Source organism: Chitinophagales bacterium (genome assembly GCA_020636535.1).
In the GTDB taxonomy this organism is placed as follows: Bacteria; Bacteroidota; Bacteroidia; order Chitinophagales; family JADIYW01; genus JADJSS01.
In genome coordinates this window covers 192,780-216,464 of record JACJXT010000011.1, presented here as the reverse complement: position 1 = coordinate 216,464, position 23,685 = coordinate 192,780, and the positions used below count along the sequence as shown (strand labels likewise).

Annotated in this window: 18 protein-coding genes; 11 read left to right on the top strand and 7 right to left on the bottom strand. The window is 30.4% G+C overall.

The genetic code is table 11. From position 1 onward, the window contains the following. Window positions 1-28: 28 nt before the first annotated feature. The 4 genes from H6553_01325 to H6553_01310 all read right to left on the bottom strand — a co-directional run bounded on the left by H6553_01325 (window position 29) and on the right by H6553_01310 (window position 6,160). On the bottom strand, window positions 29-1,534 hold the full coding sequence (locus H6553_01325; GenBank protein MCB9032459.1) for a hypothetical protein: 1,506 nt from the start codon (window positions 1,532-1,534) through the stop codon (window positions 29-31). Further along, the gene (locus H6553_01320; GenBank protein ID MCB9032458.1) at window positions 1,506-2,864 is read right to left on the bottom strand and encodes an ABC transporter permease; all 1,359 of its coding nucleotides are present in this window, start codon (window positions 2,862-2,864) and stop codon (window positions 1,506-1,508) included. The genes H6553_01325 and H6553_01320 overlap by 29 nt, the downstream gene beginning before the upstream one ends. Before the next feature lie 2 nt (window positions 2,865-2,866). Then, entirely contained in the window at window positions 2,867-4,285 is a 1,419-nt protein-coding gene (locus H6553_01315) for an ABC transporter permease (protein ID MCB9032457.1), read from the bottom strand. A gap of 102 nt (window positions 4,286-4,387) precedes the next feature. Then, entirely contained in the window at window positions 4,388-6,160 is a 1,773-nt protein-coding gene (locus H6553_01310; GenBank protein ID MCB9032456.1) for a hypothetical protein, read from the bottom strand. A 53-nt stretch (window positions 6,161-6,213) separates the two neighbouring features. Here H6553_01310 and H6553_01305 point away from each other — a divergent pair, with 53 nt between their 5' ends. The 8 genes from H6553_01305 (at window position 6,214) to H6553_01270 (ending at window position 15,569) form a co-directional block, all read left to right on the top strand. Further along, a complete protein-coding gene (locus tag H6553_01305) occupies window positions 6,214-7,101 on the top strand; it encodes a TIGR01777 family protein (GenBank protein ID MCB9032455.1) in 888 nt (295 codons plus the stop codon). A 71-nt stretch (window positions 7,102-7,172) separates the two neighbouring features. Then, complete coding sequence (locus tag H6553_01300) at window positions 7,173-8,441, top strand: right-handed parallel beta-helix repeat-containing protein (protein ID MCB9032454.1); 1,269 nt, start codon at window positions 7,173-7,175, stop codon at window positions 8,439-8,441. 50 nt (window positions 8,442-8,491) lie between these two features. After that, window positions 8,492-9,547, top strand: a complete 1,056-nt coding sequence (locus tag H6553_01295) for a hypothetical protein (protein ID MCB9032453.1) — start codon at window positions 8,492-8,494, stop codon at window positions 9,545-9,547. Between the two features lie 169 nt (window positions 9,548-9,716). Further along, complete coding sequence (locus tag H6553_01290; protein MCB9032452.1) at window positions 9,717-10,961, top strand: right-handed parallel beta-helix repeat-containing protein; 1,245 nt, start codon at window positions 9,717-9,719, stop codon at window positions 10,959-10,961. Between the two features lie 108 nt (window positions 10,962-11,069). Further along, window positions 11,070-11,405 carry a hypothetical protein gene (locus H6553_01285; GenBank protein ID MCB9032451.1) on the top strand — a complete coding sequence of 112 codons (336 nt, stop codon included), beginning with the start codon at window positions 11,070-11,072 and terminating at the stop codon, window positions 11,403-11,405. Window positions 11,406-11,485: 80 nt separating this feature from the next. Continuing rightward, on the top strand, window positions 11,486-11,809 hold the full coding sequence (locus tag H6553_01280; GenBank protein ID MCB9032450.1) for a Rieske 2Fe-2S domain-containing protein: 324 nt from the start codon (window positions 11,486-11,488) through the stop codon (window positions 11,807-11,809). A 2-nt stretch (window positions 11,810-11,811) separates the two neighbouring features. Next, window positions 11,812-14,262 carry a bifunctional UDP-N-acetylmuramoyl-tripeptide:D-alanyl-D-alanine ligase/alanine racemase gene (locus tag H6553_01275; protein MCB9032449.1) on the top strand — a complete coding sequence of 817 codons (2,451 nt, stop codon included), beginning with the start codon at window positions 11,812-11,814 and terminating at the stop codon, window positions 14,260-14,262. 365 nt (window positions 14,263-14,627) lie between these two features. Next, entirely contained in the window at window positions 14,628-15,569 is a 942-nt protein-coding gene (locus H6553_01270; GenBank protein ID MCB9032448.1) for a flippase-like domain-containing protein, read from the top strand. Between the two features lie 2 nt (window positions 15,570-15,571). Here H6553_01270 and H6553_01265 read toward each other — a convergent pair whose 3' ends face one another. The 3 genes from H6553_01265 to H6553_01255 form a co-directional block, all read right to left on the bottom strand. Then, a complete protein-coding gene (locus tag H6553_01265; GenBank protein ID MCB9032447.1) occupies window positions 15,572-17,779 on the bottom strand; it encodes an AAA family ATPase in 2,208 nt (735 codons plus the stop codon). Window positions 17,780-17,921: 142 nt separating this feature from the next. Then, the gene (locus H6553_01260; GenBank protein MCB9032446.1) at window positions 17,922-19,565 is read right to left on the bottom strand and encodes an NAD+ synthase; all 1,644 of its coding nucleotides are present in this window, start codon (window positions 19,563-19,565) and stop codon (window positions 17,922-17,924) included. 89 nt (window positions 19,566-19,654) lie between these two features. Then, window positions 19,655-20,266, bottom strand: coding sequence for a matrixin family metalloprotease (locus H6553_01255; GenBank protein MCB9032445.1), 612 nt, complete (start codon window positions 20,264-20,266; stop codon window positions 19,655-19,657). 76 nt (window positions 20,267-20,342) lie between these two features. Between H6553_01255 and H6553_01250 the strand changes: the two genes are divergently transcribed. From H6553_01250 to H6553_01240, 3 genes are all read left to right on the top strand, one after another. Next, on the top strand, window positions 20,343-21,863 hold the full coding sequence (locus tag H6553_01250) for a glycine--tRNA ligase (GenBank protein MCB9032444.1): 1,521 nt from the start codon (window positions 20,343-20,345) through the stop codon (window positions 21,861-21,863). A 41-nt stretch (window positions 21,864-21,904) separates the two neighbouring features. Then, on the top strand, window positions 21,905-22,354 hold the full coding sequence (locus H6553_01245; GenBank protein ID MCB9032443.1) for a hypothetical protein: 450 nt from the start codon (window positions 21,905-21,907) through the stop codon (window positions 22,352-22,354). 149 nt (window positions 22,355-22,503) lie between these two features. Beyond that, window positions 22,504-23,685 carry a glycoside hydrolase family 1 protein gene (locus H6553_01240; GenBank protein MCB9032442.1) on the top strand — a complete coding sequence of 394 codons (1,182 nt, stop codon included), beginning with the start codon at window positions 22,504-22,506 and terminating at the stop codon, window positions 23,683-23,685.

Sequence of the window (23,685 nt, the reverse complement as noted above, 5' to 3'; positions counted from 1 at the left end):
TTGATTTTGCAAAGAGCAAACCTACACATTAGTACACAATTTTAATAAATTGTCTTATTCTTTTTTCTTCACTTGGAATAATAATTGTATTTCCATCGGTTTGTAATGCTTTATTGGTTACTAAGTTTAGTTTTTCTTTATGTGCATTTAACAAACTTTCTCTTTTGTACAAACCATTTGGATTAATGGTATAGTCTATAAAATTTCCGTTGCTCGAAATATCTTCGTTGTATAAAAATTTAATGGCATTTTGTGCTTCGAAAAAAGCAAAAGAAGAATACCAACCTTTGTCGTTTTCGCTTACTTGAGATTTTACTATTGTATTTTGCCAATCTATTGTTCCGTTTGGATTGATAGAATACACCAACACATCATTAAATTGATATTTATTAGAGTAACGAACATATGGATCTGAAAAATATGGATTGTAATTATTAAATGTACTATTTCCAGATTGTAAAATGCTAGTATAAATCATTTCGCCTTCTGCTGCAAAAATAAAACCACCGTCGCTTCTTGGAATAACTTTTTTAATTTTTAGTGTAGTCACATTATCTCTCCAGTTTTTAAAATCGAAAGTTTTAGAGAGCTTTAAATCTTCTTCTTTCAAAGCCATGTATTGTTCTGAAATAGTTTCGTTAGTTAATATATTTATTATTTTAAAATAAAAACCAATATCCGATTTATTTTCATAGTCTTTATAACCACAAATAATATATGCTGTTTCTTCTGTTAGATTAACATCTGTAACTAAATTTTTATAGCTTTTATGCATTCCACTGATTTCTGCTTCTGCAATTTTTTTCTCTTGCAGATTGTACACCATCGTAGTAAATTTTTCGTAGTCGTATTCATCTGACGACCAATTGTTTTTATGAGCAAAAACAGCTAATACATTACCTTGGTTACTTAAACGAAAAGATTTTAAGTAGATATTATTTTTATCTTGAATAGTAAATACATTTCTACCTATTATATTAAGATTGCTGTTGAGAATATTAAATCGTACAAAAAAATTATTTTTCTTAGACAAAATAGTAAAGCAAACTATTTTAGATTTATCTGGAGAATAACGAACATAAAAATTTTGGTCTGAATTGTAATCTGTAGCTACAGAATCTATGATATATGCTTTTTTACTAAGATTTAATTGTTGGTCGATGACTTGCATTTTTAAGAAATGCTCTCTATTGCTTTCTTTTACTGTATAGAAAAGTAGAATATTATCATCGGTTAATAAAAACTCATCTACACTTATATTTTTATCTTGTATAGGAATTTCTTTTCTATATACTGTATTGAGTTTATCATCTAAAATAGCTAGTTCGTGTTCATTATTATCTCCAAAATAGTGAATGACTGTTCCTATTTTATTCGTTCCTAAAATTTCATAGTCTAAATATTTACTAGGAATTTTTTCTTGTGCCGACTTATAAATTTTCTGTGCTTGTAGCTGAGTTACTACAAAAAAAGACAGTAATAATATATATAATTTTAGTTTCAAATTATCTTTTTTGTTTTGGATCAATAGCATCTGTTAAACCTTCACCTATTAAGTTAAACAAAGTTACAGTAATAAAGATAGCCATTCCTGGAAATATTGCAACCCATAATTGCGATTTTCCACCTCTTGCTAATGATAACAATTTTCCCCATGATAAAGTTTCAGGCGGAATTCCTAATCCTATAAAAGACAAGAAAGATTCTATTAAAATAGCTGATGCAATACCAAAAGCTATGGCAATTAATACTGATGACAATGAATTTGGAATAGCATGTCGTAATAAGATTCGTTTTCTAGAATAACCTAGTGCTTCTGCTGCTTCTATGTATTCTAAAGAACGCACTTTTAGTAACTCTGCTCTTATAAATCTGGCAATACCTGTCCATGATGTTAAACCAATAACAACCATTACTAAAAATATACTTGGTTTTGCAATGGCCACTATGGCAATTACTAGGAATAATCTTGGAATAGATACTAGAATTTCTATTAATCGTTGAACGATAATATCCATTGGGACTGCAATTTTTTTCTTGAACCAAGGAATGAATTGTAGTAGTTTTCCTACCAACCAAGACAAAATAATGGCACCAAAAAATATGACAAAACTGAGTAGTAAATTGCCTAAGAATTTTAAACCAGAAACTTTTAAACTATCGCTTAATATATAGCTACGCGTAGAAAAGGCATAGAACCAACCAAAAATAATTCCTGGTAAAAGCATAATAGCTGTTGCTCTAGAAATGAGTATTCTGTTATCGCCAAAATAACCAGCCAAAGCACCTAAAATAATACCAATTAACGAAGCAATAGACATAGACACAATGCCTACTGCAAAAGCAATTCTAGTACCATGAATTAAAGCAGATAAAACATCTCGACCAAGTGCTTCAGTTCCTAGCCAATGTCGCCAACGAACAGATGGAACATCTTGTTTTTCAAATGGAGATACAAAACCAGCATTTATAATATCTTGTGTTGTAGCAGAATATGGAATTGGTGGACGAACAACTTTTTGAAAATCGGTATCAATCCAATTGATATTTTGTAAATCTTTTGGCCATTTTTTTATACCTAACTGCACACCATAATCTATAAGAATTGGAAAGTAACTTTTATCGTTATACTTACAGTAAATAGGTTTTTCGTTAGCAATAAAATCGGCAAAAAGAGCTATGAAAGCCATAAAACCAACTAAATACAAAGAAAAAACAGCTCTTTTGTTTTTATTAAATTGTCGTTTTACAAAAGCCCAATATGCTTCAGAGTTTTTAGTAGGCGTAGGACTAAGCTCATTTTTAAAATGCTTAGCATTCCCTTTTGAAAACTTAATTCCTTTTAAATGATTTAATATTCCCATTTCTATTTTTTATTATAAGATATTCTTGGATCTACTAATGCATATAAAATATCTGCTACTAAAAATCCTACTAAAGTTAAAATTGCCGAAAACATAACTACCGAATATACAATTGGATAGTTTCTCGCTACTAAAGCATCGTACGCCAGTTTTCCCATTCCTGGAATAGAGAAAATAATTTCTAGTACAATTGCTCCACTTACTGCTAATGGAAATACACTAGCAAACAAAGTTATTATTGGCAATAGTGAATTTTTAAAAGCGTGTTTCCACAATATTGTTCTTTGATTTAGTCCTTTTGCTCTAGCAGTTCGTATATAATCTTGCGAAAGTGTATCGACCATAGCTCCACGCATTTGTCTAGAAATGTAAGCCAAACTTCCGTAAGTATAACAAATTAAAGGCAATACTAAATGATATGCTCTAATGCCAAATTTTTCCATAAAACTCATACCACTTTCAATTTGTCCTACACCATACGCAGGAAACCAGTTTAAGAAATCGCCACCTCCAAAAAACATAATTAATAGTGTTGCTACCCAAAAACTTGGTAAAGAGTATAGTAAAAATAAAATGGTAGAAATAGTTTGATCGGTTTTTGAACCTTTTTTAGCTGCAGAAACCACACCTAATGGAATAGAAATTAAATAAGTTAATATTATTGAAATAATGCTTAAAATAACTGTCCATCTTACAGCATCTAATAAAACAGATTTTACAGGTCGACCGTCTTTATAAGAAATTCCAAAATCGCCTTTCATAAATTTGGTAATCCATTGATGGTATTGACATTGTGTACCATACCAATGTATGGTTGGTGTTTTATATTTTATTGGTGTAGGATTATCTCTTAATTCTTGGTAATTATTTTTAACAGTAAGCAATGCTTTGTTGATTGCCAATAACGAACTATCTTTTTTTGTTTGATTTTGAATTTTGCTTATCGATGACTGAATTACATTATTATTGTCGTTAATGTACAGTTGATATATGTTGTCTTTGATTGCAATAATTGCATCGCCATTGGCAGAATCTCTTTTGGTTTCTAGCGTAGCAAATTCTAGTTGTTTAATAGACTGATAGTATTTGTCTATGAGTGTCCAATTTCCGTACTGAGCAATTAATCTAGATAAATTATTTCGATGAAATTTTTTAGGAATTAAGTGTAAGTCTTTCGGCGTTGCTTCATTAGAAATAGAGAAATAGAAAACTGGCAAGTCTAAACCCAATTCTTGTCTTTTTTTAATGTACGCTTGTTCTGATGCTAGTGCATTTTGTACAGAACCAGATTCTGTATTAGAGCTTAGCATTTGTTCTACAGGATCTCCAGGAACACTTACGCTCAACATAAATGTTAGCAAAGAGATGATAAATATTGTTGGTAAGAAAATGAAAATTCTCTTAATGATGTACTTAAACATAGCACAAAAGTACAATTAAACATTGAATTTTGATAGGTCTAAAAAAAATGTCCTACACTTAATGGTAGGACATATATTATTGGCTGGTTTAGAAGAAGTATTTTATTCTTTTCCTTCTACTTTATAACCATCTTTTACTTTAAAACCTGCTTCCCAATATCCTGGATAAACTGGTCCTGGATTAATATTTTCAAATCTTTTGTGTACCACATTTCTAAAGTTCTGACCGTATAAGAAAATATAAGCCGTTTCGTCTTGTAGAATGGTTTGGAAATCTTTGATTTTTTGAGCTCTTGTAGCTGGATTTAAATCTGTTCTGATGTCTTCAATCATTTTATCGGTTTCTGCAGTACCAAAACCAGTATAGTTAGAACCTCCATTTTTAGAAGAAGTATGCCAAATTTGTGTAAAATCGTAAGGTCTTGGATCCATTACCCACGCACCATAAAACAATTGGCTGTTGCCTTTTTTCAATTCATCTAAATATAAAGACCAATCCATGGCTTTAACTTCTAATTCAATGCCTGCTTGTTTTAACCATTGTTGTAAAAACAATCCTACAGACTCTCTAATAGGATTTCCAGAGTTATAATCATATCTAATTTTGAAATCAGTTTTTTGTCCGTTAATCACTTTATCTAAAATTCCATCACCATCAGTATCTTTCCATCCAGCTTCTGCTAACATTTTTTTAGCTTGTTCAACATTATACGGTATTGGTTTTAAATCGTTGTTATAATCTTCTTTAGATGATTTAAGTACTGGTCCAACAATTCTAAACCCATTACCATAAAGTACTTTGTCTATAATTTGGTCTACATTAACCAAATGAGCAATGGCTTGTCTTACTTTTTTGTCGCTTAAAATTTTATCTCTCGTATTAATACCTATGTACTGATAAGATAACATATCTGGCTCTGATTTAGAAAATTTTTCTTTAAACTTAGACGAGTTGTCTAACTCTACATAATCTTTAACTGGTGTTACATAGATTACATCTAATTTCTCATCTTTTAAAGCCGTTAATGCTGTATTAAAGTCATTAATTACTTCATAAACTAATTTTTTAGGATAAGCATCAAAAAACTGGTTGGTGCCTTCTAATTTATCGCCCCACCAATTATCTTTTTTTACCAACACAATTCTTTGGTCGGTAACCCAACTTTCTAATTTGTATGCACCACTACCATCTACAAATTTTGGGTCTCTATTCGCTTTCTCTCCATTAAAAAAATTAGCAAATTCTATAATTGCTGGATCATTTTCTGCTGGACTATTCGCTAACTGTAATTGTGCAATAGTATATTTTTTTAAAACTCCTTTTGGATCGAAAACATACTCTGGCATTAGTCTAACATCAGAACCAGATGCATCTAAAACTTGTGTAGATGTTTTGTTAAATACTACTGTAAATTTTTTATTGTTAGTAGGATCTTTTATAACATCTACTACATCTTCTAAAGAGGAAATATGTTCATTTACTACTTTAGGCACAATACATGCTTTTAACGAAAATATATAATCATCTGCTGTAACTGGTGTTCCATTGTCCCAAACAGCTTCTGGTCTTATTTCGTAAGTAACTTCTACACCTCCATTTTTTTGAACCATTTGAGGAACTTCAGTTGCCAAAACTGGAATTAATTTTAAATTCTCAAAGTTATAATCTAATAAACCTTGATATACATTTTTTAAAGCCGCTTGTGCTTGTGCATCAGAACTCGTAACTGGATTTAATCCTTTAAAGTCTGACAATGTGTGAAGAACAACTTGGTCTTTGTAAGTTTCATTAGAGCTTCCGCCTCTATTCCCTTTACAAGAAACGGCAATTAATGAAATACAAATAGCTGTTAAGTATAAAACATTTTTAAACATATTGTAGTAATTTTAGATACAAAGTTAATAGTAAAAATGGAATTTTGCATAAAATGAAGAAAGTATTAATATCTGGTGGAACTGGCTTAATTGGTAATTACTTGCAAGTAACACTTAAAAATCTTGGATATGAGGTTAATATATTGACTAGAAATCCTAAAGCTCCTAATGCGTTTTATTGGAATTATCAATCGAACGAAATTGATATGAATTGCTTTGAAGAGGTAAGTTGTATTATTCATTTAGCTGGTGAAAATATTGGCGACAAAAGATGGACTAATCAACAAAAGCAACTCATTATTGATAGTAGAGTAAAGAGTACACAATTGTTATACAATAGTATTAAAAACAATAATATTGCTATTGAACATTTTATTACAGCTTCTGGACTTGGATATTACGGAAATACAACAACTGTTGTAGATGAAACTGCTCCTATTGGAAATGATTTTCTAGCAGAAGTTTGTCAACATTGGGAAAATGCGGCACTTCAATTTTCTAATATTGGCACAAAAGTTACTATTGCACGATTAGGTATAGTAATGAGTAAAAATGGTGGTGTTTTACCAAAACTATTAGCATCAACAAAATTTCACATTAATACAATTTTTGGAGATGGCAATCAATATGTTTCGTGGATACACATTAAAGACGCAGTTCAAATATTTGCTTGGTTGCTACAAAATCAATTAGAAGGCATATATAATCTATGTGCACCAAATCCAGTAAGCTACAACACACTATATCGTGCTATAAACCAAAAGTTAAATATTGTTGCAATGAGTATTCCAATTCCAAAAATATTATTACAAACTACTTTAGGCGAAATGTCAACTATGTTGCTTACTAGTAATAATTGTAGTGCTACAAAAATTACTAATTCTGGTTATAATTTTGAATTTGAAACAATAGAAAAATGTCTAGCTAATTTGTTAAACTGAGATAATGTTTATTTTACATTGAAAAAAAATAGTAAATTCACCATAAATAAGTAGTTAAAAATAATTATAAAATGAAGCAGTTAAATATTCTTATACTAATCATAACATTTTTTAGTATAATTTCTTGTAAAAATCAAGGCAATAAGTCAAGTAATGAAAACTTTTCTTTCGATGAAAAGATTCAAAAAGAGTTTCAAGAAAAATTTATTTTGGTGGAAGATGGTGGAACTGTAGAATTACCTGCTGGAAACTTTTTATTAGACAAAACTTTATCTATTGAAGGCAAAAAAAATATCACCATAAAAGGTGCTGGAAAAGATAAAACCATTCTTTCTTTTTTAGGACAAATTGCTGGTGCAGAAGGCATTAATATTACCAATTGCGATGGCGTAACTATGGAAAATTTAACCGTTCAAGATGCTAAAGGCGACAACATTAAATTAAAAGGCTGCAAAAATGTAGTGCTACGAAATTTAAATTCTACATGGACAACTGGTGCAGATTCTACCAATGGCAATTATGGTTACTATCCTGTGGAATGTACTAATGTTTTAGTAGAAAAATGTGAAGTTTCTTATTGTGCAGATGCTGGCGTATATGTAGGTCAATCAACTAATGTAATTGTAAGAAATTGCTATGCACACCATAATGTAGCTGGAATTGAAATTGAAAACTGTATCAATTCAGACATCTATGATAATTTGGCAGAAGATAATTCTGGTGGAATTTTAGTATTCGATTTACCAAAACTATTTCAACCAAACGGAAGAAATGCCAAACTGTTCAATAACACAGTTAAAAACAACAACTTTCCAAATTTTGCAAAACCAGGAAGCATTGTTGGAGAAGTTCCTGCTGGTTCTGGCATTATCATTATGGCAACAGATAGTGTAGATGTTTTTGGCAATACCATTACCGACCATAAAACTGCTGGAATTTCTATTGTAAGTTATTTAATGACAGAAAGACCAATCAACGATTCTACTTATGGTCCATATTGCTATGCCATTGATGTTCACGACAATACCTTTAGCAGAAAAGCTACTTTAATTCCAAATATTAAAACCGATTTTGGCAAGCTACTAGTCGCTACTTTAAAATCGCCAGCAGATATTGCTTACGATGGTGCTTCGGCAAAAGATGTTAGAGATGCAAACGGTATGTTGCCAGAAGGTAAAAGAATCTGTATTAGAAATAATGAAGGCATGAAAAAGTTCATTAATCTAAATCTTTGGAAAGCAAGTTCTGCAAAAGAAATTTTAAAATCGTATGATACAGATGTTACACCTTTTGATTGTGCTTATACTGGAATAAACGGAAATAATACACCTGCAAAATAATTATCATGGAAACTAAAATTATATCATCAATAAGTATACTAATTATTTCTATGCTTTTGTTGATACAATGTAAGACAAAGACAAAAACAAATTCAACCACAGATACTAATACTAATAGTACTGTTACCGTAGATGTAAGTCAACCTTTTGAAAAATTATCAGCATATCACCTATTCAAGGGAACACTTAATGATTTAATTCCGAATGATGGTGTTTTACCTTACGATTTAATAACGCCTTTATTTACAGATTATGCACACAAAGCACGATTTGTTTGGATGCCAAAAGGAGAAACTGCTAAATATGTTAAAGACGAAGCATTAGATTTTCCTGTTGGTACAGTATTAATAAAAAATTTTTATTATCCAATTGATGAAAGAGACGAAAGCAAAGGCAGAAGAATTATAGAAACAAGATTATTAATTAAACAAGCAGATAAATGGGAAGCTTTTCCTTATATATGGAACGACGAACAAACAGATGCTACTTTAGAAATTGTTGGTGGTACTTTACCAGTTAGCTGGATAAATAAAGCTGGTAAAAAAATGGATATTGCGTATGTTGTTCCAAACAAGAATGAATGTAAAAACTGTCATAATGTAAAAAATGTTTTAACACCAATTGGGCCAAAAGTAAGAAACTTAAATTGCGATTTTGCTTATACCGATGGAACAATGAATCAATTAGAAAAATGGACAAGCGTTGGTTATTTAACTGGTTTTGTTCCAGCAGATAATATACATAATAAATTAGCAAAATGGAACGATGAAACTTCTGGTTCATTAGAAGAAAGAGCTAAAAGTTACTTAGAAATTAACTGTGCACATTGTCATAGGCCAGAAGGCAATGCTAATACAACAGGTTTGTTTTTACAGCTATCAGAAAAAAATAAAGAAGCATGGGGAATTATGAAATCGCCAGTTGCTGCAGGTTCTGGTAGTGGCGATAGATTATATGATGTAGTTCCAAGCAAACCAGATGAATCTATTTTAGTATATAGAATGGAACACAATGATCCACAAATTAGAATGCCAGAATTAGGTCGTTCTGTAGTACATCAAGAAGGTGTTGATTTGGTAAAAGCATGGATTGCCAGTATGAAATAGTAAAAAAACAGTTCTGTGTTTGAGCGTCATTCCAGAAAATTTCGTAGTAAAACGAAGAAATTTATCTGGAATCTATTCTAAAAATAGAAAGAAAGATTCCTAGTCATGTTAAGAATAGCGATTTTTACTTTATTTTGTTTCTAAACACACAACTATAAAATAAATATTTATGAAAAAAATAATCTACTTGTTGCTCTTAATAATTTTAATAGTTTCTTGTAAAACAAATACTAAAAAAGAAGCTGAGTTTGTCAACGATGCCAATTTTCAAAAAACATTACAAGAACAATTTATTATGGCAGAAGATGGTGCTACAATAGAAATTCCTGATGGTAACTGGATATTGACTAAATCTTTATCTATTGAAGGAAAAAACAATATCACTATAAAAGGAAATGGAAAAGATAAATGTATATTATCTTTTTTAAATCAAACAGAAGGAGCAGAAGGCATTAATGTAACCAACTGCAATAATATTACCATAGAAGGTTTTACGATTCAAGATGCAAAAGGCGATAATTTAAAATTAAAAGCATGCAATCAAGTAATCATCAAAAACATGAATTCTACATGGACAACAGGTGCTGATTCTGCCAATGGCAATTATGGTTATTATCCTGTAGAATGTCATGATGTATTGATAGAACACTCTGATGTTTCTTACTGTGCAGATGCTGGCGTATATGTTGGTCAGTCGATAAATGTTACTGTAAGAAATTGTACAGCACACCATAATGTTTGTGGTATAGAAATTGAAAATTGTATCAATGCTGATGTATATGATAATTACACTTATAATAATAGCGGAGGTATTGTTGTGTACGACTTACCAGGATTGCCTTTAAAACATGGCAGAAATTGTAGAGTGTATAACAATAAAGTAGAAGCTAATAATTTTAAAAATTTTGCAAAACCAGGTTCTTATGTATCTGATATTCCACCAGGAAGTGGTATTATCATTATGGCTTACGATAGCGTTGAAGTTTTTAATAATACGATAAAAGACAATAAAACACTTGGTTGTTGTGCAGTGAGTTATCAAGTTACAGGCAGACCAATTAACGATTCTTTATATTCTGCATTTTGTACAGCTATAAATATACACAACAATACATTTAGCAGAAAAATTACACTCATTCCAGATATGACTTCTATGCTTGGCAAATTGGTTTTGGCAATTTCTAAAACACCATTAGACATAATTTTTGATGGCAATGCAACAGCAGATATGCGTGCAGAAAATGGCAATTTTAAACCACCTTATCAAAATTGCTTTACGAATAATGGCGACATTAAATTTTATAATTTGAATATGTGGAAAGCAAAAAAAGAAACCGATGTGCTTAAAACTTATACCACAGATATCACACCTTTTGATTGCAGCTTACCAAAGTTAAATGGTGGTGGAAATTGATACTGTCTACATAACTTTACCTAATAGTTTATTACTAATTTGATATTTTAAGAAAAATTTACTTGCAAAAGTAAAACATACTAATTATCTTTAATTAAAATATTATTTATGAAGAAAGTATTATATCTCCTATTAATTTTACTTACTGTTTCTTGTACTAAAGAAAATAGCACAATTACCTACTATGGAACTGTTATTGGGAAATTTAGATCTTGGGGTGGCGGAATTGGTGTAAGCATGAATAGCAATACATACAGCAATGTAAGCTACAAAGGTTATAATCATGTTGTAGAAGCATTGAATATACCTATAGATTTACCAGAAAATACAGTTATAAAATTTACAGCAAGAAAAGCCACTGAGTCTGAATCTATATTTCCAATGTCAGCTGACGGGTTTGAAGGGTCACCTATCATTTATATTACTGATTATTCTATACAATGATTTTCTAAAAATTCTTCCAAAAACACCTTGCTAATTTTTTAAGTTTATTACATAATACTTTAATTAACTACCTTTACATCATGCAATGGACAGCACTTTCTGATGATGTAAAAACTGCTTTTGAAAACTTACAATTATTTCAAACAGCTAAATATGTTTTTGAAGGGAAATCTATTTGTGTAGTAAAACTCGAAGATGGTATTTTTGGCATCAACAATCGTTGTCCACATGCTGGTGCACAATTACACTATGGTCATTGCAACAGAAAAGGCATCGTCAGTTGTCCTTTGCATGGCTATAAGTTCGATATTAAAACAGGCAATAGTGCAGATGGCAATCACTACAAATTAGTGCGTTATAAATTTAAAATTGAAAACGATATCTTGTATATTGGTGTGGTATAATTATGAACTATTCCTTACAACAAATTGCCAACATTGTTAATGGTACTTGCAATACAAACAGCAGTAAAATCATTACGCAAGTAGCAACCGATTCTCGTTCTTTGTACTTAAATAGTGCTACACTTTTTTTCTGTTTAGTTGGCGAACGATTTGATGCACATCATTACATTCAACAATGCATAGATAAAGGCATCGATACTTTTGTAGTGAGCAATACTTCTGTTATTACACAGTACAACAATATTAATTTTATTTTGGTTGATAATACATTGGTAGCACTACAACAATTAGCTATTTATCATCGACAACAGTTCAATTTTCCAGTAATTGGCATTACAGGAAGCAATGGAAAAACAATTGTCAAAGAATGGTTGTTTCAACTACTCAACGAAGATTTTAGCATAGTAAAAAGTCCAAAAAGTTATAACTCGCAAATTGGTGTTGCTTTGTCTGTTTTACAAATGAACGAACAACACAACTTAGCTATTTTTGAAGCAGGAATTTCTACTACAAACGAAATGCAGCAACTACAAAAAATGATTGAACCAACGCTTGGTATTTTTACTAATATTGGAGAAGCACATAATGCTGGATTTAAAAATCAAGCAGAAAAGACAAAAGAAAAATTAATATTATTTAATAATACTGATGAAATAATATACAATAATAAATATACTATAATAAATGAATTAGTAAAATTAGATAGTCGTTATAAATCTATTGGATTTGATGATAATGCTTATTTTAAAATTAAAAATATAACTAAAGAAAATCAATCTACACAACTTATTATTAACGATAATTTGTTTGTCATTCCTTTTATAGATGATGCTTCAATAGAAAATGCATTGCATTGTATTTGCATGCTATTAATTTTAAATTACGATGTAACAAGCATTAATCAAAGAATGGCAAAACTAAAAAAGTTAGCAATGCGTTTGTCATTAAATTATGGCATCAATCAATGTACTATAATAGACGATAGTTATAGTGCAGATTTTTCTGGTTTGCAAATTGCATTAGATTTTATGCATCAACAAGCAACTAATAAAAATCGAACACTCATTGTTTCTGGTTTTGAAGAAAGTGGACTCAACAACGATGATTTTATAAAACAACTCATTCATATCATTCAACCATATCATATACAAAAAATAATAACTATTGGAAATGTGTTTGATAGCTTTCAAGAAGTGTTGCAAACTAACTTCAAACAATATTTATATTTTGAAAATACCAACAGTTTCATCAAACAGTTTTATCAATTAGATTTTCACAACGAAATTATATTAATAAAAGGTGCTAGAAAATATCAGTTTGAATATATATCACAATTGCTAATTGGTAAAACACACGAAACCATTTTAGAAATCAATTTGAATAGCTTAATCAATAATTTTAATGCTTATAAAAAACTACTAAGCAATCATACAGGAATTATTGCTATGGTTAAAGCATTTTCTTATGGTAGCGGAAGTGTTGAAATTGCTTCGGTGCTTCAATCATTGAAAGCAAGTTATTTGGCTGTAGCTTATGCAGATGAAGGTGTACATCTCAGAAATAATGGCATTACTATTCCTATTATGGTAATGAATCCTGCTGCTATTGATTTTAATAGAATGATTGAGTACCATTTAGAACCAGTGATTTACGACGATTTTATTCTTCAACAATTAATTAATCAATTAAGTTATTATAATATTGATAGTTTAAATATTCATATTAAAGTAGAAACAGGAATGAATCGTTTAGGATTTACTAAAGCAGAAATTCCATCATTACTGACTACGCTTCAAGCACATCATCATTTAAAAATCGCTACAATCTTTTCGCACTTAGCAGCTTCTGAAGATGATAATGAAAATCAATTTAGTAATAAACAAATAGAAGAATTTAAAATAATATTTGAACAAATTCAAAATACAAAAAATTATCCTATTAAAAAGCACATTTTAAATTCTTCTGGTATTGTCAATTTTCCACAAGCACACTTCGATTTTGTACGATTAGGCATTGGTTTATATGGTATTGATACGAGTAATAAGATACAAGTCGATTTAGAAAGTATTGGTACGCTTAAAACAAGAATTACACAAATTAAAAAAGTAAAACAAGGCGACACCATTGGTTATTCTCGTAAAGGAAAAGCTACGCAAGATATGACGATTGCCATTTTAGCAATTGGTTATGCAGATGGTTTTGATAGAAGATTTAGCAATGGTGTTGGCGAAGTATATATTAAACAACAGAAAGCAAAAATTATTGGCAATGTTTGTATGGATATGACCATGATTGATATTTCAAATATTAGTGATGTTAATGAAGGTGATGAAGTTGAAATTTTTGGAAGTCATATTGCGATAAAAGAACAAGCACAAAAAATAGGTACTATTGGCTACGAATTGTTGACTGGAATTTCATCAAGAGTAAAAAGAGTATATTATTTAGATTAAAATAGTCATGAAAACAATTAAAAAATGACCTACAATAAACCTGCCAACCGCAGGCTGGTTTAGAGAGAACAAAGAAAAAAGCGTAAGCAAATATTGCTGTTTGAGCATAGCGAGTTTCAAGATTTGTAGCTTTTTTATGCTGTTCGAGCGTTAATAATTCCTGTCTGCCGACAGGTAGATATTGAAGTCTTGATTTTTTGTAACTTTTGTATCAAGACAAAAGTTAAAACTATTTTTGTGATGTTGGAAGTTTCTTTCCGACAGTTAATACCTTGAATTATTCCTTTACGAATCAAGATAAGTGTTGTAAGAATAATGTTTTTATTTTATCTTGCTTTTTTAAGTCAACATACATTTAATCCCATATGATTCTGAAAAACAAATACGCCAATGCAATCATTAAGCTACTCATTTTTATTGGCTTGCTTTGGATATTGTATCTACAAGTCTTTAAAAATAAAAATTTGGAGCAAACCTATCAATATTTTATTCAATCGTTTGATGGAAGTTTAAGTTTACTTATCGTAGTTATTGTATTGATGTTTCTAAATTGGTTCATAGAATCAGTAAAATGGAAACTACTCATTGATAAATTACATATTATTTCCAGACTAAAAGCATTGCGTGGTGTTTTTTTTGGTGTAACTTTTTCACTATTTACACCAAATAGAGTTGGCGAATTTGGCGGAAGAATTTTTGCTATCAATACCAATAGAAAAGAAGCCATTGCTGCAACATTAATGGGAAGTATTGCTCAATTTATTATCAATTTGTCTTTTGGTGGATTAGGTTTGTTATTATATTTAATTTTATATTACAAGACAGATTTCTACTTAGCTATTGCTATTAGTTTTTCTTATCTCATTATGATATTTGCACTACAATTTTCTTATTTCAATCTCAATGCAGTTACTAGAAAATTCAAAAAAACACAAAAGTACATTCACATTGTAGAACTATACAACAACAAAGAATTAATACAATTAGAAATATATTCTTTATTAAGATATATTATATATGTACTGCAGTTTATAATTATGTTGTACTTCTTCGGATTTAACATTCAATTTCATCAAGCATTAGTAGTTGTACCAGCAATATTTTTTCTACAAACCATTTTGCCATTAAATGTTGCCATTTTAGATTTTGGTTTTAGAGGTAATGTCGCACTCTATTTCTTATCGCCATTTGCACAAAACGATATTGCCATTTTAGCAACTACTTTTTCTATTTGGTTAATCAACCTAATCATACCTGCAATTATTGGTGGAATCGCTGCATTACAATTCAAATTTTTTAAAGAGTAGAATTAATTGCGTTCTAGCATTTCTATATAAGCTCTTACCAATTTAATTTCATCAAACGAAAAATGATTGTCTACAATTTCTTTTATTGCAGACGAAGTGCTTCCACGATGATTTTCCATAATATGTTGCAACTCATTTACTCTTGCTTCTTCCATAATGTCAGTAATTTTTACATCTGCTCTAGCAATAAGTTTTGCAAAATGTGTAGTAATCGTTCCTGTTGTCAGCTTTCTTTCTTTAGCAATTTCATCTATATTTTTTCCTTCTTGATATAGCTGAAATGTAATATCTACGGTACTTAATTTTTTAATAGGCACATTTTCTTTTGGTGTTGGCAACAATTGTTTTCTTTTATCATCGCCAAAATACTGTTCCCAATTTTGTTTATTTAATATTTGTTTTTCTTGAAAAAATTTAATAAAAGCAGTACTTTTATATATATTTTGATATTGGAAGTACAAGGCATCATCTAACTCATTTAATTCAGCAGCAAAAGTTTTAGTTCGTTTAATTGTGTTGAGTGTTTGAATTGTTTCTAATATCTCTTTTAAAACTTGCTCTATTTGTACTGTAAAATATTGTTGTGCAGCATGCACTCTTTCATTAATATATTTAACATTAATACTATTTGAATTAAACAATATATTGACTTGCTGTATAAATTTATCGCCATGTGTTTTCCAAGAAGCCACTATATGGTATTGCTTTAATGCCCAATCTTGATATTGTTGTTTAATTGAAGTGCCTTCTTTCTTGTTATAACTTAAAATATGTTGATAAAATATATCTTCTATTACTGTAAAATCAAATGCTTTTGCTATCAAGGAATTTAAATAACTATACGATTGTTGTTCTACAATATTGGGTAGTGTTGCTACACTTTGCTTTTGCTTAGCAAATGATTGTATTGCATTGTGATATTGCAAGTGATTAGACTTAAACGGCGTTTTTAAAATCAGTCCTTCTAAACTTCTTAAACGAGATAGTGCTACATAAGCTTGACCTGCTGCAAATACATTTTGTACATCAATAATGGCATTATCAAACGACAAACCTTGCGATTTATGTACTGTAATTGCCCAAGCCAACTTTATTGGATATTGTACAAATGTTCCTAACACTTCTTCATTGATATTTTTTGTATTTGAATCTATACTATATTTTTTATTATACCATTCATGTTTTTCTACCGAAAGTGTAGTGCCATTCTCTAAGTCTACTACAATTTCATTATCAGATAACTCAATAACCTTTGCTAACTTTCCATTGTAAAACTGTTTATCTTCAGAAGCATCATTTCTAATAAACATAATTTGTGCACCAACTTTTAACTGCAATTGTTCTTCTACAGGAAATATATAGTTTGGAAAATCGCCTTCTATTTCTGCTTGATAAGTAAATACTTCTTTTTTAATTTGTTGAAGTGAGTTAGCATTAATTCCATCTGCAATTCTATTGTGTGTGGTAAGTGTAATTACCGACTCATTTGGTTTTGGTTTAAAGTTAGGTTGATATTTATTGTTTAAAATTTCAATATCTTTATCATTAATATTATTATTTCTAATATTATTTAATATATTGATAAAACTTTCATCTGCTTGTCTATACACTTTTTCTAACTCAATATATATTGGTTTATTCTCTTTTAAAGACAAAGCATTAAAGAAAAACATATCAGAATAGTAATGTTTTAAAATTTCCCATTCGTTTGGTCTTACAATTGGTGGCAACTGCAACATATCTCCAATAAGTAGTAACTGAATTCCACCAAATAATTGATTGTTTTTTCTAACAAACTGCAAAACAGTATCAATGGCATCTAGTACATCAGCTCTAAGCATACTCACTTCATCAATAATCAACAACTCTGCTTGCTGTATTACTTGTCGCTTTGTATGATGCATTCTAAGATGTCGTTTAAGCGTAGTTTTATTTTCAATCTGTACATCTGAAATCGAAAAATCTGGGAAGTCATCGCTAGGTAAAAATGTAGCAAATGGCAACTGAAATTGCGAATGAATAGTTACGCCACCAGCATTTAATGCAGCAATTCCTGTTGGTGCAACAACCAAACATGCTTTGTGTGTTGTTTGAATAATTTTTCTTAATAAAGTAGTTTTGCCTGTACCTGCTTTTCCTGTTAAAAACACAGGTGTATTGGTGTGATTAATAAAAGATTCGACTATATGTTGTATATCAATATCGTTCATTTGCGATTTACGATTATGGTCTATTATAAGAAGTCACTTTTATAATAAAAATCGCAAGAAAGATTCCCAATCAAGCCTGCCTGTAGGCAGACAGGTTGAGAATGACAATTTTTATTATATATTGACTTATAAGCATAACAGATTATTCTAAATATTTTCCTACAATTGGCAATCTTCTTCCACTACCAAATGCTTTAGTAGATACTCTTAATATCGGTGGCGTTTGATAGCGTTTAAATTCATTTCTATTTACCATTCTCAATACACGACTTACCAATGCTTCTTCAAAACCTAATGCTTCAATTTCATCTGGTCCTTTTCTATTTTCTATATATTCATAAAGTATAGTATCTAATATACTATATTCTGGTAATGAGTCGCTATCTTTTTGGTCTGGTCTTAATTCTGCACTTGGTGGTTTATTAATGATGTGCCAAGGAATAATTTCTTGGTCTTTATTAATAAATTTACATAATTCAAATACTTTAGTTTTGTATACATCTCCTAATACAGAAATTCCACCACACATATCGCCATATAGTGTGCCATAACCAACTGCTGCCTCGCTTTTGTTAGAAGTATTGAGTAAAATACAACCTAACTTATTAGACAAAGCCATTAAATAAACAGCTCTTATCCGTGCTTGCATATTTTCTTCGGTAACATCAAAAGGTTTGTTATTAAAATGTGGTTGCAATTTATCTATAAAACTATCATATACTTCTTTTATTGGAATGATTTTATGTGGTGCATTGCCTAAGTTTTCTAGTAGTTGTATAGAGTCATCTACAGAGTGATTGGTAGAAAACTGCGATGGCATTAACACAGACAATACATTTTCTTTTCCTAATGCTCTTACTGCCAACACTAAAGTTAATGCACTATCAATTCCTCCACTTAAACCTAAAATTGCTGTCTTAAAATTGAGTTTCTTAAAGTAATCTCTAATACCACAAATCAGTGCATCGTGAATAAGTTGTAGTTCGTTGTGATTATTTTCATGATTAGTGTCATTAGAGAGAACTTCATCTAAAGAACAAATAAATAATTCTTCTTCAAAATATTTTAATTCTTTATATACTTTTCCATTTGGAGACATTACTACAGAACCACCATCAAAGATTAATTCTGTTTGAGCACCAACACAGTTGCAATAAAATACTGGCAAATTAAAAATCGTAGCATTTTTTCTAATCACATCAATGCGTTTTTTAGCTTGTTTGTAATTGAATGGCGAAGCAGAAAGATTCACCAAAAAATCTGGTTGTAATTTTGCCAACTCAGCCACTGGATTAATACTGTACAATGGATTTTCTTCGCCAGTATCCCAAATATCTTCGCAAATAGTTACTGCAATTTTTTTGCCTTTAAAATGAAAGCAATCGAACTGTTTATTTGGTTCAAAATAACGATACTCATCAAAGACATCGTAAGTTGGCAAGAGTGTTTTGTGTGCAACATATTGTACTTTTCCTTCGGCAATACAGTAAGCTGAATTATATAAATCTTTTCCTTCTTTATTTGGATTTTTAGATGGAGCTCCAACAATAACTGCAATATCGTTAGCAGCTACTTTTGCAATGGCTTCAATATCTTTATGACATTGATTGATAAAGTGATTAAACTCTAAAAAATCTCTAGGCGGATATCCACAAACAGATAATTCGCTAAAAATAATTAGGTCTGTTTTTGCTTGTTTTGCTTGTTGAATTGCCGACAACATTTTTTGGAGATTGCCTTCAAAATCGCCAATCATATAGTTTTGCTGAGCCAATGCTATTTTCATTGTACTAAAATAAAAAAAGATTATTGGAAGTTTGGTTTTTAGATAAAAAATCAAACATTAATATGCAAGTACTTTTTATAAGAATAATATTATTTTAATTTCGTTCTACACTGCTCACAAAAAGCTAAGTTGGCGTTATCTATGGTAGAAACTTTTTCTACAGCATCTGTCATTACACATTTTTTATTGGCACAATGTCTTAATCCAAGCGTATGTCCTAATTCATGTACACTTACCTTTTTTAATCTGTCTATATAAACAGTATAATTAGGATGTTTAATTCTAAAGGAAGAAACCACACAAGCTTTTCCTGGACAATAAGCCAAACCCATAATTCCCCAATCTTTGTATTTGTATGCTGGTTGTTTTACTTTGCCATTTTCATATTTTGTAGTAGATATATCACTATTAGTTAGTGCTACCGTTTTTGTATTAGCTACGGTTTCTTTAGATAGTATTTTTATTATTTCATCGGCTCTATATCTTGGTGATTTAATATTTATAAATGCTGACTTTGGCAATGCTTGTTTTTCTTTTACAATTATTTGTTTTTCTGGAAATAAGTTTTGAAATATCGCTTTTATTGTATCTACTTCTTTTGTGTTAAAATTTTCGTACGGAAGTATCTCAACAATAGATGCATTTTTATTACAAGACAACAACAGCAAGCTTATTATAATTAATACTATTTTATATTTCATAACCAAAACTAATCATAATTTAAGTCCCAATTAGTAAAATTTACTTAATAACAAAAACCATTATCTTTGTACACTTATGGAACAAATAGATTTACAGAAAATAGTATCGCATTGTAAGGAATATGGTTTTATATTTCCGTCTAGTGAGATATACGATAATTTAGGTGCAGTATACGATTATGGTCCTTTTGGTGTAGAATTGAAAAATAACATCAAAGAATATTGGTGGAAAAGCATGACACAAATGAACGACAATATTGTAGGTATTGATGCTGCTATTTTTATGCATCCAACGACTTGGAAAGCAAGTGGTCATGTCGATAGTTTTTCTGATCCATTAATTGATAATAAAGATTCTAAAAAAAGATATAGAGCTGATGTTTTGTTAGAAGATCAAATTCAAAAATATTATAACAAAGCAGATAAAGAACTAGAGAAAAAAGGCATTGATAAATCTGCTTCTGATGAAGATAAAGCTAAAGCGAGTAGAAATTTTGCAAAAGCTATTCAATTAGAAAAAGATTATACAGAAGCTGCTCAAAATAGCGACTTTAAACGATACAAAGAATTGATTGAAGAACATGGCATTGCTTGCGAGTTTTCTGGTTCTAAAAATTGGTCGGAAGTAAGACAATTCAATTTGATGTTCGATACTAAATTAGGTGCTGTTGCCGAAGATGCTAGTACGATTTATTTGCGACCTGAAACAGCTCAAGGTATTTTTGTCAATTTTTTAAATGTACAGAAAAGTGCTAGAATGAAAGTGCCTTTTGGTATTGCTCAAATTGGTAAAGCTTTTAGAAATGAAATTGTAGCACGACAGTTTGTATTTAGAATGCGTGAATTTGAACAAATGGAAATGCAGTTTTTTGTTCGTCCAGGAACAGAATTAGATTGGTTTGAAAAATGGAAAACTACTAGAATGAAATGGCATTTGGCTTTAGGTACTAATCCAGATAATTTGCGTTTTCATGTACACGAAAAATTAGCACACTACGCCAATGCAGCAGAAGATATTCAGTTTAATTTTCCTATTGGTTTTAAAGAGTTAGAAGGCATTCATTCTAGAACAGATTTCGATTTAAGTGAACATCAAAAATATTCCGGTAAAAAATTACAATATTTTGATAGTGAACTCAATCAAAATTATGTGCCTTTCGTTATTGAAACTTCTATTGGTTTAGATAGAATGTTTTTAAGAATAATGAGCGAATCTTTAAAAGATGAGCAATTAGAAAATGGAGAAACAAGAACTGTTTTATCATTGCCACCAGCTTTGGCTCCAATAAAAATTGCTGTTTTGCCTTTGGTTAAAAAAGATGGTTTGCCAGAAAAAGCTCAAGAAATTGTTAATGAGCTAAAATTTATTGCTAGAACTTTTTACGAAGAAAAAGATACTATTGGCAAACGATACAGAAGAATGGACGCTATTGGTACACCATATTGTATTACTATCGATCATCAAACACTAGAAGACAATACAGTTACTTTAAGAGAAAGAGATACTATGCAACAAGAGCGAGTAGCCATTAGCGAGCTAAGCAGAATAGTTGCAGAAAAAGTAGACATGAATAATCTATTGAAACAATTAGCATAGTTTTTGTACTACATTAGTAAATAAATTAATACATTAGTGTAGTGAAAAAGTGGTTTTTTGCAATATTACTAAGTACTATTTTAATAGTACAAGCCAATCCTATTGTTAAAGGAAAATGGACTGGCTACATTGTTCAAGACTATCAAGACAAACAAAACGCTCAGTACTTTCCTTGTACTTTAACCATTGAAGATATTACAGACAACGGCAATGTTGCCGCTACATTAGAAATCAGTTATAACTACAACGGAAAAATTTATAGTTCCAAAGCAAAGTGTAGTGGAAAAGCAGATGATAAAAACTATACCATTCAACTCGTAGCAGAAAACTATATCTTTTATGATGTTTTGCCAGAACAAGCCAAATGGTGTTTAGGCAATTTCAATGCTGGATTTTATAGAAGCACTTCTTCTAAAAAATTAATTATACAAGGCAGTTACAATACCTACTGCGATGAAAAAAGTAATTTAATTGTATTGATAAAACAATAAATAGCTACCAACTATCGTCTTAAACTGTAACAAAATATCTCATTTTAAATAATTTTATTGTTAGTTTTTTTCTAGATAAAATCGCTTGTACAATTAATGCTTTCCCATCAATTTCCTATCTTTGGTTCTAGTATCAAATTCAACAAAATATGAAATTGTCATTTCCAAAAGATTTTATTTGGGGAACTTCTACCGCTGCCTATCAAATTGAAAAAGCTGGCGAACACGACTGGAAAGGTTTTAAAAGTACTGATGGTAGTATTTTTGACAACTGTTCTATGCACGATAGTCATCGTATGGAAGACTTAGAACTCATTTGTCAATTGAGCAATGCTTATAGAATGAGTCATGATTGGAGCAAGCTACAAAAAGCACCTTATGCCGAATTTGACAAAACTGTTGTTGAAGCGTATTTAATGTTTATGCAAGAACTCAAAAACAGAGGCATACACATTATGTTGGTACTGCATCATTTTACGCATCCAAAATGGTTTGTAGAAACAGGAAGTTGGGAAAAAGGCGATAATTATTTAATGTGGGTTGACTTTGCAATGAAGTCGGTAGAAACATTTGGACACTTAGTAGATACTTGGAATACTTTTAATGAACCTAATGTTTATGTAAGCAACGGATATATTACAGGATTGTTTCCACCATTTAAAAAAGCTAGTTTTCTTACTGCAAGAAAGGTGTTAAAAGCAATGGAGAAAGCTCATAATGCTATGTATGATTTTATACATCAGCAGTTTCCAAATGCAATGGTAGGTATATCACACAACACCGTAAAATTTGTAGGCGAAGTTTTTCCTGGACAAATTTTGGCTAAGCTATTCGATTGGTGGTTTATGGAATACTGTCATAAACATTTTACCAAAGTAGATTTTCAAGGACTGAGTTACTATGCAAAAATGCCTTTTAGACCAATGCCAATGGATTACATGAACCATACTACACAGTTTGAAAAGCTAGGAAAAAAACATGATTTAATGTGGGAATATGAGCCAAAAGGATTTTATGAAGTCTTTCATCGTTATCATAAAAAAAATGGTTTGCCAATTATTATAACAGAAAGTGGTGTATGTACGCACGATGTTAATTTTAGAATTGAAAGCATGAAAGAATACATGCAATGGATACACCAAGCAATTAATGATGGTATTGACATAAGAGGTTATTTCCATTGGAGTACTATTGATAATCATGAGTGGAATATTGGTTTGCACTACAGATTTGGTTTAGTGAATGTTGATTTTAACACTTATCAAAGAACGATGACAGATGCTGGAAGATTTCTACGACAAGTAGCTGACGACAACGCAGTGGAAGTGTAA

Bases quoted from the DNA above. Each gene is read 5' to 3' on its own strand.
- H6553_01255 (MCB9032445.1), bottom strand. From the start codon at position 20,266: ATGAAATATAAAATAGTATTAATTATAATAAGCTTGCTGTTGTTGTCT.
- H6553_01325 (MCB9032459.1), bottom strand. From the start codon at position 1,534: ATGCTATTGATCCAAAACAAAAAAGATAATTTGAAACTAAAATTATAT.
- H6553_01280 (MCB9032450.1), top strand. From the start codon at position 11,486: ATGCAATGGACAGCACTTTCTGATGATGTAAAAACTGCTTTTGAAAAC.
- H6553_01320 (MCB9032458.1), bottom strand. From the start codon at position 2,864: ATGGGAATATTAAATCATTTAAAAGGAATTAAGTTTTCAAAAGGGAAT.
- H6553_01315 (MCB9032457.1), bottom strand. From the start codon at position 4,285: ATGTTTAAGTACATCATTAAGAGAATTTTCATTTTCTTACCAACAATA.
- H6553_01275 (MCB9032449.1), top strand. From the start codon at position 11,812: ATGAACTATTCCTTACAACAAATTGCCAACATTGTTAATGGTACTTGC.
- H6553_01305 (MCB9032455.1), top strand. From the start codon at position 6,214: ATGAAGAAAGTATTAATATCTGGTGGAACTGGCTTAATTGGTAATTAC.
- H6553_01250 (MCB9032444.1), top strand. From the start codon at position 20,343: ATGGAACAAATAGATTTACAGAAAATAGTATCGCATTGTAAGGAATAT.
- H6553_01265 (MCB9032447.1), bottom strand. From the start codon at position 17,779: ATGAACGATATTGATATACAACATATAGTCGAATCTTTTATTAATCAC.
- H6553_01270 (MCB9032448.1), top strand. From the start codon at position 14,628: ATGATTCTGAAAAACAAATACGCCAATGCAATCATTAAGCTACTCATT.
- H6553_01260 (MCB9032446.1), bottom strand. From the start codon at position 19,565: ATGAAAATAGCATTGGCTCAGCAAAACTATATGATTGGCGATTTTGAA.
- H6553_01240 (MCB9032442.1), top strand. From the start codon at position 22,504: ATGAAATTGTCATTTCCAAAAGATTTTATTTGGGGAACTTCTACCGCT.
- H6553_01290 (MCB9032452.1), top strand. From the start codon at position 9,717: ATGAAAAAAATAATCTACTTGTTGCTCTTAATAATTTTAATAGTTTCT.
- H6553_01310 (MCB9032456.1), bottom strand. From the start codon at position 6,160: ATGTTTAAAAATGTTTTATACTTAACAGCTATTTGTATTTCATTAATT.
- H6553_01300 (MCB9032454.1), top strand. From the start codon at position 7,173: ATGAAGCAGTTAAATATTCTTATACTAATCATAACATTTTTTAGTATA.
- H6553_01295 (MCB9032453.1), top strand. From the start codon at position 8,492: ATGCTTTTGTTGATACAATGTAAGACAAAGACAAAAACAAATTCAACC.
- H6553_01285 (MCB9032451.1), top strand. From the start codon at position 11,070: ATGAAGAAAGTATTATATCTCCTATTAATTTTACTTACTGTTTCTTGT.